Raw genomic sequence first — 11777 nt, forward strand, 5'->3', positions numbered from 1 at the left:
TTTGTGCCTTTATTTTTATCTAGTAACGCGACAGATAAGCAAACTATACATGCTATCCATCTGTTAGAAGAGTGTTAATCGTTAATGTGGGAATAGCTAATTAACTGCTATTAAACTAAAGACTAGAATATTAAATATTTGTTAACTTATCTACTAACCTTAAGTATATAAAATGAATAAAAACTCAGCAGACACACATATAGATAGATTGTTTTTTGAACAAAAGCAAGACTTGCCTCCCTTTTCCTTTAATCAGGCGGTTGTTGATGTATTCCCTGATATGATCAATCGATCGGTGCCGAGTTATCAAACCATTATTGATGGTATTGGACGAATTGCGGCAAAGCAACTTAGTGAAAATGCGCAAGTATACGACTTGGGTTGCTCTTTAGGCAGCGTATCATTAAGTATTGCAAAACACTGCTCTGCTAAAGGTGTTAAGTGCACCAATATTCGCGCAATTGATTATAGTCATGAAATGGTAGCTCGTTGTAAGCAACATCTAAATGCGTTTAATTACAGTGCAAATATTGAGGTGCATCAGGCGGATATAACAGAAGTTGAGTTTGAATCTTGCGATTTGGTGGTGATTAACTTCACCTTGCAATTTATCCCAGTGGAAAAACGACAAGGTATCATTGACAAGATTTTCACAGCATTAAAACCGGGTGGCATTCTCATAATATCGGAAAAAATTCGTTCGCAAATATCTGAGATAGACACATTGTTAGTTGAGCTCCATCACGACTTTAAGCGAGAAAATGGCTATTCAGATTTAGAAATCAGCCAAAAGCGTAGCGCACTGGAAAAGGTAATGATTCTGGATACTTTGGAAACGCACAAAGGAAGACTGACACAGTCAGGGTTCACAAAGGTTGATACCTGGATGCAACACTTCAATTTTCTGTCTCTAGTCGCGGTAAAATAAGAATGACAATAAAAAACGTGCCCCTTCAAAATTGGAAATCACAATTTTATAGCAGCATTATTGATTCACCCCTTGAAGCCTTTCTTGGTGATTTTTTTGCACTCATTAATGAATGGGATGGCAGTAAACTGCACGCAGAGGCCAAAAAATGGGAAAAACAAGTTTCTGCCCTCCCCGGCCCTGAGTTCGGTAATTTGCGGATTGACGACACGCTATATATTGAGTCAACAAGCGTGAGTGAAAATGATAAAAAACGCATAACGAGTATTTTGAAGCAGTTCATGCCATGGCGCAAAGGTCCTTTCTCGTTTTTTGATATTTTTATTGACACTGAATGGCGTTCAGATTGGAAATGGCAGCGTGTTTCACCACATGTTGGAAATCTTTCTAATCAACGTGTCCTTGATGTAGGTTGTGGCAGTGGTTATCACCTGTTTAGAATGCTTGAGCAAGGTGCTTCACAAGTAATCGGTATCGACCCTACCTTGTTGTTCTTTTACCAGTTTCATTGCGTAAAACGCTACGCGCAAGAATTAAATGTGCACTATTTACCTATTGGCATAGAGGATATGCCGGAAACGCATGGTTTTGACACGGTATTTTCAATGGGGGTGCTGTACCACCGACTCGATCCTCTCGCGTTTTTAAAGCAGCTAAAATCCCAAATTGCTAAAAATGGACACTTGGTGCTGGAAACTCTTGTTGTTGAAGGCGATGAAAACACGGTTTTGCTTCCTACAGAACGATATGCACAGATGCGTAACGTGTATTTTTTACCAAGTATTCCTGCAATGTTGCGCTGGTTAGATAAGCTTGGTTTTAAAAATGCGCGTTTAGTGGATGACTGTATTACTTCTTGCGAGGAACAAAGAAGCACAGAGTGGATGACCAATATGTCATTAAGCGACTTCCTGGACCCAACTGACGCAAGCAAAACGATAGAGGGTTATAGTGCGCCTCGCCGGGCTACTTTTATTGCTCAAGTATCACGATAGTCATTTGAGCTAATCGGCACGAATCGGCACAAATTGGTACGAACTTTTACAAACTGGCATATATCCTGAAATAAGATCTACTATAAAATCAATCAGGCAATATAAACTTGCTAAAAATGTTTGAAACCAAGTAACGTTATAAGCGCAATAAATGAGGTGTCATTTTTGGATTTTCGCCAAACGATCCAGCAATTCATTGACGATGAGTTATTGCCCTCAACTTATCTAAGTAGCGTACAGCAGTGGTTTATTCCGCTGTATCATAGGTTGCTCAAAAATGTAGCGGCGCACCAAAACAATGCAAGAACCCCCTTATTTGTGGGCATTAATGGCGCACAAGGAAGCGGTAAAAGCACTTTATCTTCTCTTTTATGTAGACTATTTAATGCACATAGCGATTATAATGCGCTCTGTGTCTCGATAGATGATTTTTACCACACCCGGGCGACACGCCTGAACTTGTCAAGGTCAATTCATCCATTACTTGTTACTCGAGGCGTGCCCGGAACGCATGATACTGCATTGATGCAGTCTACATTTGAGAATGTCTTTCGCGGTGAAGCCTGTCAAATACCGGTATTTGACAAATCCATAGACGACAGAGCATCAGAAACACAATGGCACAGCGTCAGTACAAAATTAGACCTTATCATCCTGGAGGGATGGTGTGTTGCCTCACCTGCTCAAAAACCCGAACATTTAAAAAAGCCTGTTAATACACTTGAGGCAGAAGAAGACCCAGACGCAAAGTGGCGAAGCTATGTTAATGAAAAGCTTGCAAATGAATATCACAGCATTTTCGCTTCAATTGACCATCTCATTATGCTGAAGGCCCCTTCATTTGCGCAGATTTATAAGTGGCGCTGTGAACAAGAACATAAGATGCAAACAAAAAACAAACAGGCGGGACTTGAGCCAGGAGGCATGAGCGACGCAGAAATTAAGCGTTTTATACAGCATTATCAGCGCATCACCGAACATGGACTTAAAGAACTTCCCGCTTTATGTCAGGATGTATTTATACTAAACGAACATAGAAGTATTGTTGAATGTCTGCAGCCATAAATAAGCATCTAATTATTTATTCCGACCTGGATGGTACCCTTTTGGATCACTACAGTTATTCGTTTGAGCCGGTTATCCAAACACTCAGTGACTTAAAAGCAAAAAATATTCCGGTTATCTTAAATACGAGCAAAACCGCTGCAGAAGTCAAAGAAATTCACAAAAAATTGAATTTAGATACACCTTTTATCATCGAAAACGGTGCCGCTGTGTATGTTCCAAAAAATGCCTTTAAAACCAAGCCAAAATCTGCCGTTTGGCAAGATGGATACTGGGTGAAGACTTTTGCACCTAAACGCAGCCATTGGAAAGGATTATTATCAAAATTATCCAGAGACTATGCGGGTGAATTTGAAGCGTTTTCAGATATGTCTATTAATCGTATTTGCGAAGTTACCGATTTGCCTGAAGCCGATGCCAGACTAGCGTCCAAAAGACTGTTCGGCGAACCCTTACTTTGGAAGGGCTCCGATGCGCGGCAAGGCGAGTTCATTAAAAAGGCTGAAACCTTAGGTGCCAAGCCACTTCGTGGTGGACGTTTTCTACATATAAGTGGTGATACTAATAAAGGTAAAGCGATGGAGTGGCTCAGTGAAGAATATAAAAGGCAATGGCAAGCCAGTAAAGTCACTACTATTGCTTTAGGTGATGGCAACAATGATGTTGCCATGTTAGAGGCAGCGGATATTGCCGTTCGTATTTTGTCTCCCGTCCATCCACCTGTACAGTTACAGCGGACAGACGGAGTAATCACAACAAGCAAACACGGGCCAGAAGGCTGGCGAGAAGCCATTGAACCTCTCGTAGCGCAAAGCACAACAAACCATTAACAAGGGAAATATACTATGGCTGATTTTTATCAAAACGGGATTATCACTACGCTGCATAATTTAGAGTCGCGTAATATAGATGATTTGGAAGCTGAGTTATCAAGTTTCTCTAGCAGACGGCCAATGGGTTTGATTTTGCCGTCTTTATTTTCAGAGTTAGAAGGCAAAGCACTGCCTAATATACTTAAACATATTGCACAAGTGCCCTATTTAAGCCAAATCGTTATCGGTCTTGATAGAGCAAGTGAGGCGCAGTATCAGCATGCGCTGAAGTTTTTCGACACGCTTCCACAAGAACATACCGTATTGTGGAATGATGGCCCTCGTCTGAAAGCTTTGGATGAAGAATTACAGCGTCTTGGTTTGGCGCCAAAGGAAATGGGAAAAGGCAGGAATGTCTGGTATTGCATGGGTTATATATTGGCGTCAAACAAAGTTGAGAGTGTGGCGCTTCATGATTGCGATATCCTTACCTATGACCGTTCGCTGCTTGCCAGACTCATCTACCCTGTTGCAAATCCCCAGTTTAACTACGAATTTTGCAAAGGATTTTATGCCCGAGTTGCCGATGGAAAAATCAATGGCCGTGTATCACGCTTGCTCGTAACGCCCTTATTAAGAGCGCTTAAGCATACGGTTGGTCATAACGATTATCTGGAATATATGGACAGTTTTCGCTACCCACTGGCAGGGGAATTCTCATTTAGGCGTGATGTACTTAACGATATCCGCATTCCCAGCGATTGGGGTCTTGAAATTGGCGTACTGTCTGAGATGCACCGAAATTATTCTCACAATCGTTTGTGTCAGGCTGACATTGCACATATTTACGATCACAAACATCAGGATCTTTCTGCCAATAACGACCAGGGAGGCTTATCTAAAATGTCCATAGACATTACAAAAGCCCTGTTCAGGAAGCTCGCAACTCAGGGCACGGTGTTTAATACAGAAACATTTCGTACTATCAAAGCCACCTACTTCAGGATAGCGCTGGATTTTATAGAAACCTATCATAATGATGCCATTATGAATGGCCTGGATTTAGACATTGATTCGGAAGAACGCGCGGTAGAACTGTTTGCGCAAAATATTATGAAAGCAGGCAGCAGCTTTTTAGATAATCCGATGGAAACGCCATTTATCCCGAGCTGGAATCGAGTCGTCAGCGCAAAACCTGACGTGCTTGAGTGTTTAAGAAAAGCCGTTGAAGAAGACACAGCGGAATATAAGGCAAGTTAATACTGGAGCGACGAAAGGTCTTCTTTTGTATTGATGAAAAGAAAATTAAAAATAGGTGCGCACTATGACAGCTATGCAAGAACCCACATTGGCACTGCTAACGGATAAAATCGTACATCAACTAGACTTCATTTATAAAGATATAGCGCTTGATAAAGACCATGAAACCATTGCAAAGGAATTGCTGGCGTCCATGCGAATATACTCAGATGAGGATGTGCATTTTGTCGAACCGCATAAAAATCTGTGGGATGAGCAGGATGTTGTCTTGATTACCTACGGCGACAGCGTGCATTTACCTTCAAGTGATTTGTCCAGTGGACCCAATGAAGTTCCCTTAAAAACCTTGCATCGTTTTCTAAATCGCTATTGCAGCCATGCCATCAACCATGTGCACATACTGCCTTTCTTCCCCTATAGTTCAGATGATGGCTTTGCCGTTATCGATTACTCCACAGTAAATGAATCTCTGGGCAGTTGGGAAGATGTGAGCGCCATATCCGAAGACTTTAGCCTGATGGTCGATTTAGTGATCAACCACTGTTCTTCACGAAGTGCATGGTTTCAGCAATTTATTGAGAACAAGGCGCCCGGCAATGCCTTCTTTTTTACCGCCGATTTGACCGATGACATATCCCAGGTTGTTCGTCCTCGAACCTCTCCTTTGTTGCGCGAAACTGCGACTTATCATGGGGTCAAGCACGTATGGTGTACCTTTTCTCACGACCAGGTCGATTTTGATTTTCGTAATCCAGATGTGCTTAAAGCCTTTGTAGAAATCATTAGGCTCTATTTGGATAAAGGCACAAGGATTTTTCGATTTGATGCTATCGCCTTTTTATGGAAAGTGGCTGGTACAAGCTGTATAAACTTACCAGAAACGCACGAATGCGTCAGATTGCTTCGCACTTTGATTGAAAGCGCAGCGCCTAATGCACTTATTATTACCGAAACCAATATTCCCAATCGTGAAAACCTGACCTACTTTGGAAATGCTAACGAAGCCCACGCCATTTATAACTTTTCATTGCCACCATTGTTGCTTAATACACTGGTAAGCGGCTCAAGTCGCTATCTGAAAAGCTGGTTGATGAGTATGCCGCCTGCGCAAAACGGTACATTTTATTTTAATTTTATCGCCTCTCACGATGGCATTGGTTTGCGTCCAGCAGAAGGGCTATTGTCTGATGAAGAAATCAATGAGCTGGTAAATTGTGTGCTCAAATTCGGCGGGCGCGTAAGTTGGCGAAGCGCTGATAGCGGCAAACAAAAGCCTTACGAACTGAATATTGCGCTCATAGACGCATTGAAAGGTACTATCGATGGTGAGGACCAGTGGCAAATTGAACGCTTTATTTGTGCGCACGCAATTATGTTTGCTCTGGAAGGCGTACCCGGCCTGTACATCCACTCGCTGCTGGGAACCACTAATGATGAAGAAAAAGTCGTTAACACCGGTCAGAACCGCTCAATCAATCGGCATCGATGGGATTACAACAAGTTGGTAAAAGAACTGGATGACGTGTATTCATTGCATCATCAGGTACTAACTCAAATTACGCAGTTACTGCATATTCGACGCGCACAAAGCGCTTTTCATCCTAACGCAACGCAATTTACCTTGCAGTTGCGCGATGAATTATTTGGTTTCTGGCGGCAAAGTTTAGACCGAAAACAAAGTATCTTCTGCATTTCCAATATTACTCGTACTGAGCAGTCTTTATATTTGTCTGATATTAATTTGATTGGAACAGATGAATGGACAGATTTAATTTCGCAGGAGCATATAAGCGCAGAAGATATTGAGATAAAACTGGCGCCCTATCAAAGCATTTGGCTTACCAATCGCTTTGACAGGGATTAAAATAATGAAAATAAACGTTACTCGAAATTACGTGCTCGTTTAGTTTCAATTGTTGCTATGTAACCATGCCATGATGCATAACCAATAATTGGCATGATCACTAAAAACGCTGCAAAATATGTAACAAAGCCAAGAAAGACTGAGAACACAATCACACAGGCCCAAATGAACATGGGTAACTTATTTTTCCATACGGCGTTCATGCTGGTTAGCACTGCCGTAGCAAGGTCTACTCTTCTCTCTAACAAAATGGGTTGGGTAAAGGCGGTAATAAAGTATACAAGCGTTGTGAATCCTACCCCTACGATAGTTCCAAGAAGCAAAAATTGCCATGCGTTACCAATACTAAATTCAAGATAAGGCGGATATAACGCGTGGATTAAAGAAGCTACGCGTAACCAAAATATCATTAAAATCATTAATAAAATGCCAAATCCCCACTCATTCACCGCATTGCGAGACATGGCTTTGATAGAGTGTCTAAAAGAAGGTTTGTTCTTTTTCTCAAATTGCCAGGCAACATCGTAAAGACCTGCTGCTAAAAACGGACCTAACAACATAAAGGCAATCATTGCCGGGAAAATAACTAAATGCCATTCTGTTGCCAGAACAAGAAAATAAATGGCCAGCGGGAGCGCGGTAAAAATAGCGCCATAGGTAAAACTGATGAGTTTTGCATTTTTAAAATCGTTAACTGCTAATGCAATCCAGCGAAAACAGGCAAATTTATCCAACGTTTTGCTTGGAATGACCCGAGCAATACCGCTTTGTTCAATTGCTGTTGCTTCTGAGTCAACAGCTGGTTCTATTTTCTGAGACATAGCATCCCCCTAGTGAGAATATAAGCGTTTCTTTTTTTACAATATTTTTAAAATATTGTTAACTCTTATACTAATTAACTTAACACTTGAGGTCAAAAATTGATCACAAATTATTGATGTCGGTCAAACGCCAGTCTATTGCTGTATTGAAGTGACGAGAGAGAAAAGTGTTCAGATCACTGAAACTGGTGACATCGGTCGGATAGCCCGCGATCATTTCAGCAACAAATTTATGGCAATTCTGTCGAAGAAGATGGTAATCATAAAGTTGAAATAGTTGCGAACGAGCCCGTTCAATTGCAAAGCTGTCAGACAAAGCCTTGCCATTCATATTGCTGGCGACATAAATTTTTTCACCACTTCGTTTATCCAAAAATCGCCGCGGATTAACGCACCTCACTAAACCTGCCCCGCTAAGCTCATAAATATTACCGTCAATCCAAATGCCGGTATGGTCAAGGACTTCATAAATGCCACAAGTGACAATACTGCCGTTAACGGGTGACACCGCTTGTTTGCATACACCAGGCATTCTTTCGACGATCCTTTTATGGCGCAAATGCGCGGTATTAAGCCTGTTTCCGGCATATAGCGAAACAGCGGCAGCTCCGAGCCAAATTAAAGGGGCTGGCATAAACGAATCTCCAACGTAAAACCTTTATCGTAGTGAATAAATATTTAAAATTTAAGTGAAATTTTGTGACAAAACATGTCATTTTTGGCTTAACAGTAAAGCCACTATGCTTTACTCTTAGAGTATCTAAATATTGTTCAGTTCAGTCTCACTTCATGCATCCAATTTTACAAGCTAAAAAGCTCGAAAACGTATGTTACGATATTCGAGGTCCTATTCTTGCTACCGCCAACAAGATGGAAGAAGCTGGCGAGCGTATCTTAAAGCTAAATATCGGCAATCCGGCCCCCTTTGGTTTTGACGCACCCGATGACATATTAAAGGACGTTATTCGCCAACTTCCCACTGCACAAGGCTATTCTGACGCGCAAGGTATCTACAGTGCTCGTGTTGCGGTTATGCAGTATTATCAGCAAAAAGGCATAGAACATATAGCTATAGAGGATGTATATCTAGGCAATGGTGTGAGTGAGCTCATCACAATGGCAATGCAGGCCTTGCTTAACAGTGGTGACGAAGTGTTAATTCCGGCACCCGATTACCCTTTATGGACAGCAGCAGTCAATTTATCATCGGGAACTGCAGTACATTATATGTGCGATGAACAATCGCTGTGGTATCCGGACATGGCTGATATTCGCGCTAAAATTACATCCAAAACAAAAGCCATTGTACTCATTAATCCTAATAACCCAACCGGAGCGGTCTATAGCCCTGAAGTCCTTCAAGATATTGTCAATATTGCTCGAGAATATAATTTGATAATTTTTAGTGACGAAATTTACGATAAGGTTTTATACGATGATGCAAAGCATACCTGCATAGCATCGCTCGCACCGGATGTGTTTTGTGTCACTTTTGGCGGTTTGTCTAAAAATTATCGGGTAGCTGGCTTCAGAGCTGGCTGGCTTTTGGTAAGCGGAAATAAAAAAGCCGCTGCAAGTTACATCGAAGGTCTAACCGTGTTGTCGTCAATGCGCTTGTGCTCTAATGTACCCTGCCAATACGCCATTCAAACTGCACTAGGTGGCTATCAAAGCATCAATGACCTTGTTAGCGGAGACGGTCGATTGCTGACCCAACGCAACCTCGCCTATGAAAAACTCAACCAAATGACTGGCGTAAGTTGTGTAAAGCCTATGGGCGCAATGTACTGCTTTGCCAAAGTCGACCCTCAGCAGTTCGATATTGATAGTGACGTTAATTTAGTGCTTGATCTATTAAAAGATAAGAAAATCCTTGTTGTGCAAGGTAGCGCATTCAATTTACACCAGGGCCTGTATTTTAGAGTTGTATTTTTACCTCATAAGGATGTTTTGCTGCCTGCGCTTGAAAGTATGCAGGAATTTTTTCTTAGTAGATCGCGAAAAGGTGCACAAGTTAAATGAAAAAACCGGCTTTAAATAAAGCAAAGTCAATTACTAGCAGTCCTTTTTTAGCCTGGATTTTGCGAATGCCACTGATTAAACGGTGGGCGCTTATGCATTCAGTTAAAGAAGAGAATGTTGCCGAACATAGTCATCAAGTAGCGGTCATCGCGCATTTATTAGCGAGTATTCGAAACACTTATTTTGGCTCTGATATTAGTCCAGAGCGAGCCGCAACCGTTGCGCTTTATCATGAAGTATCTGAAACAAAACTTCAGGATATCAACCACGTGACCAAGTATCATAATCCTGACTTAACACGAGAATTTAAAAAGATTGAAGAAATGGCAGAGATTGAATGCTTGCACACGCTCCCTGAAAAACTTCAATCGCAATTTTCTAGTCTGCTCGTCCAGAAGAATGTCGATCCGGTCTACAAACGGATTGTAAAAGCCGCAGATTTAATCTCAGCCTATTTGAAAGCCTCTGATGAGCTCAGCTATCAAAATAAAGAGTTTGCGCATGTTAAAACGCGCTTAGAATCAATGATTGCCGAATATTCTAACGAAATGCCCGAAATTGCATTGTTTTTGGCACTATTTGAAGAAAAATGTTTAGTCAACGTAGACGAACTAACACAAAAGATGGAGTAGTTGCAGGATGTCGCAATGGGAAGAACGAAGACTAGAACGCAACCCAAAGCGAGACGGTGACCACCGTAGCGCTTATCAACGCGACAAAGCAAGGATCATGCACTGCGCCTCATTCAGACGCCTACAGGCGAAAACGCAGGTTGTGGGTGTAGGGATTGGTGATTTTTATCGTACACGATTAACACATTCGCTTGAAGCGGCTCAAATAGGCACCGGGATCAGTGCACAGTTACAGCAAAAGTATTCAGAACTGACCGATTATTTGCAATTAGACGAGCATTTAATTGAAACAATTTGCCTTGCGCATGACATTGGTCATCCCCCATTTGGTCATGGAGGGGAAATTGCGCTTCATTACATGATGTCTGATTACGGCGGATTTGAGGGGAACGGCCAGACCTTTCGTATTCTCACAAAACTCGAAGCTTACTCTCCTAATGACGGGATGAATCTGGCTCGCCGTTCGCTTTTAGGCGTGTTGAAATACCCTAATTTTATGTCAGCGCTAAGCAATCCCGCCTGTCATCCAATAAAACCCACTCGTTTTTCTCAAGTGAAAGCCAGCGAGTGGCATCCACCTAAAGCGCTCTTCGACTGCGACAAAGATGCATTTGATTGGGTCCTTTCGCCTTTAAGTGCAAAAGACAAAGCGCATTTTATGGCGTTTGCATCAAACGAGGACAAACTGGCCGACCAACAAGCCAATAAAGAGCATAACAAAACGCAGTATAAATCCATTGATTGCTCCATAATGGAATTAGCTGACGACATTGCATACGGCATTCATGATTTAGAAGATGCAATTGTGATGGGATTAATTAGCCAAGCTCAATTTTCAGAAGAAGTTAGCACGCCATTATCGACAATGGAAATTCCCTTTTTATCGGATAAGGCCTTTGATATTGAAACACAACTGTTTGCCAGTGAAGCCTACGCGCGCAAAAATGCGATAGGCGCATTGGTTAACTGTTTTATCACCGCTATCGAAATTCAAACGCTTAACGATTTCCAAGACGCGTTGCTAAAATATAACGCTAAACTTCCTCAGCCGTATCAGGCTGCTTTACAAACCTTCAAACGCTTTGTATTTGCGCATGTGATCAAGAAGCCCGAAATTCAGCTATTAGAATTTAAAGGGCAACAAATTGTAATGGCATTGTTTGAGGCATTTGCAAGCGAACCTTTAAGGCTGCTGCCAAAAAATACAGCAAAGAGGTGGCAAGTCGCAAAAGAAGAAAGTGATGAACTTAGCATGCGAGTGATAGCAGATTATATCTCCGGGATGACAGATGAATACGCGAATCGTGTTTATGCCAATTTGTTTTTGCCCAAGTCACATCGAATAACAGACAAATAAGTACTGAAACCGTTGAAACAT

11 protein-coding genes are annotated in these 11777 nt (G+C 41.7%); 9 read left to right on the forward strand and 2 right to left on the reverse strand.

Annotation, left to right across the window (positions count from 1 at the left end):
• The first annotated feature begins 172 nt into the window (after window positions 1-172).
• The 6 genes from cmoA to D6V41_RS14555 all read left to right on the forward strand — a co-directional run bounded on the left by cmoA (window position 173) and on the right by D6V41_RS14555 (window position 6924).
• On the forward strand, window positions 173-928 hold the full coding sequence (gene cmoA, locus D6V41_RS14530) for a carboxy-S-adenosyl-L-methionine synthase CmoA (RefSeq protein WP_136252262.1): 756 nt from the start codon (window positions 173-175) through the stop codon (window positions 926-928).
• 2 nt (window positions 929-930) lie between these two features.
• Window positions 931-1923 carry a tRNA 5-methoxyuridine(34)/uridine 5-oxyacetic acid(34) synthase CmoB gene (gene cmoB / locus D6V41_RS14535; protein ID WP_136252263.1) on the forward strand — a complete coding sequence of 331 codons (993 nt, stop codon included), beginning with the start codon at window positions 931-933 and terminating at the stop codon, window positions 1921-1923.
• Window positions 1924-2088: 165 nt separating this feature from the next.
• Complete coding sequence (locus D6V41_RS14540; RefSeq protein ID WP_241664556.1) at window positions 2089-2988, forward strand: kinase; 900 nt, start codon at window positions 2089-2091, stop codon at window positions 2986-2988.
• Window positions 2973-3818, forward strand: coding sequence for an HAD-IIB family hydrolase (locus tag D6V41_RS14545; RefSeq protein ID WP_179952563.1), 846 nt, complete (start codon window positions 2973-2975; stop codon window positions 3816-3818). The genes D6V41_RS14540 and D6V41_RS14545 overlap by 16 nt, the downstream gene beginning before the upstream one ends.
• A gap of 15 nt (window positions 3819-3833) precedes the next feature.
• Window positions 3834-5060, forward strand: coding sequence for a glycosyltransferase family protein (locus D6V41_RS14550; protein ID WP_136252264.1), 1227 nt, complete (start codon window positions 3834-3836; stop codon window positions 5058-5060).
• Between the two features lie 64 nt (window positions 5061-5124).
• Window positions 5125-6924, forward strand: a complete 1800-nt coding sequence (locus D6V41_RS14555) for a sugar phosphorylase (protein ID WP_421907813.1) — start codon at window positions 5125-5127, stop codon at window positions 6922-6924.
• Between the two features lie 17 nt (window positions 6925-6941).
• Here the strand turns inward: D6V41_RS14555 and D6V41_RS14560 are convergent, their stop codons facing one another.
• Together D6V41_RS14560 and D6V41_RS14565 are read right to left on the reverse strand one after the other, a co-directional pair.
• Window positions 6942-7745: a DUF2189 domain-containing protein gene (locus tag D6V41_RS14560; RefSeq protein WP_136252265.1), complete on the reverse strand. Its 804-nt coding sequence runs from the start codon at window positions 7743-7745 to the stop codon at window positions 6942-6944.
• Window positions 7746-7848: 103 nt separating this feature from the next.
• Window positions 7849-8379: a hypothetical protein gene (locus D6V41_RS14565; RefSeq protein WP_136252266.1), complete on the reverse strand. Its 531-nt coding sequence runs from the start codon at window positions 8377-8379 to the stop codon at window positions 7849-7851.
• A gap of 155 nt (window positions 8380-8534) precedes the next feature.
• Between D6V41_RS14565 and D6V41_RS14570 the strand changes: the two genes are divergently transcribed.
• Genes D6V41_RS14570 through D6V41_RS14580 form a run of 3 tightly spaced genes read left to right on the forward strand, consistent with a single transcriptional unit; the run spans window position 8535 to window position 11756 of the window.
• A complete protein-coding gene (locus D6V41_RS14570; protein WP_136252267.1) occupies window positions 8535-9767 on the forward strand; it encodes a pyridoxal phosphate-dependent aminotransferase in 1233 nt (410 codons plus the stop codon).
• On the forward strand, window positions 9764-10399 hold the full coding sequence (yfbR, locus tag D6V41_RS14575; protein ID WP_136252268.1) for a 5'-deoxynucleotidase: 636 nt from the start codon (window positions 9764-9766) through the stop codon (window positions 10397-10399). The genes D6V41_RS14570 and yfbR overlap by 4 nt, the downstream gene beginning before the upstream one ends.
• Window positions 10400-10406: 7 nt before the next feature.
• Complete coding sequence (locus D6V41_RS14580; protein WP_136252269.1) at window positions 10407-11756, forward strand: anti-phage deoxyguanosine triphosphatase; 1350 nt, start codon at window positions 10407-10409, stop codon at window positions 11754-11756.
• The last annotated feature ends 21 nt before the right edge of the window (window positions 11757-11777 follow it).

This window comes from Ningiella ruwaisensis, from assembly GCF_004798935.1.
Lineage (GTDB): Bacteria > Pseudomonadota > Gammaproteobacteria > Enterobacterales > Alteromonadaceae > Glaciecola > Glaciecola ruwaisensis.

Coding starts and splice junctions, on each gene's coding strand:
- D6V41_RS14580 (WP_136252269.1), top strand. CDS start 10,407: ATGTCGCAATGGGAAGAACGAAGACTAGAACGCAACCCAAAGCGAGAC.
- D6V41_RS14545 (WP_179952563.1), top strand. CDS start 2,973: ATGTCTGCAGCCATAAATAAGCATCTAATTATTTATTCCGACCTGGAT.
- D6V41_RS14565 (WP_136252266.1), bottom strand. CDS start 8,379: ATGCCAGCCCCTTTAATTTGGCTCGGAGCTGCCGCTGTTTCGCTATAT.
- D6V41_RS14560 (WP_136252265.1), bottom strand. CDS start 7,745: ATGTCTCAGAAAATAGAACCAGCTGTTGACTCAGAAGCAACAGCAATT.
- yfbR (WP_136252268.1), top strand. CDS start 9,764: ATGAAAAAACCGGCTTTAAATAAAGCAAAGTCAATTACTAGCAGTCCT.
- D6V41_RS14570 (WP_136252267.1), top strand. CDS start 8,535: ATGCATCCAATTTTACAAGCTAAAAAGCTCGAAAACGTATGTTACGAT.
- D6V41_RS14555 (WP_421907813.1), top strand. CDS start 5,125: ATGACAGCTATGCAAGAACCCACATTGGCACTGCTAACGGATAAAATC.
- cmoA (WP_136252262.1), top strand. CDS start 173: ATGAATAAAAACTCAGCAGACACACATATAGATAGATTGTTTTTTGAA.
- cmoB (WP_136252263.1), top strand. CDS start 931: ATGACAATAAAAAACGTGCCCCTTCAAAATTGGAAATCACAATTTTAT.
- D6V41_RS14550 (WP_136252264.1), top strand. CDS start 3,834: ATGGCTGATTTTTATCAAAACGGGATTATCACTACGCTGCATAATTTA.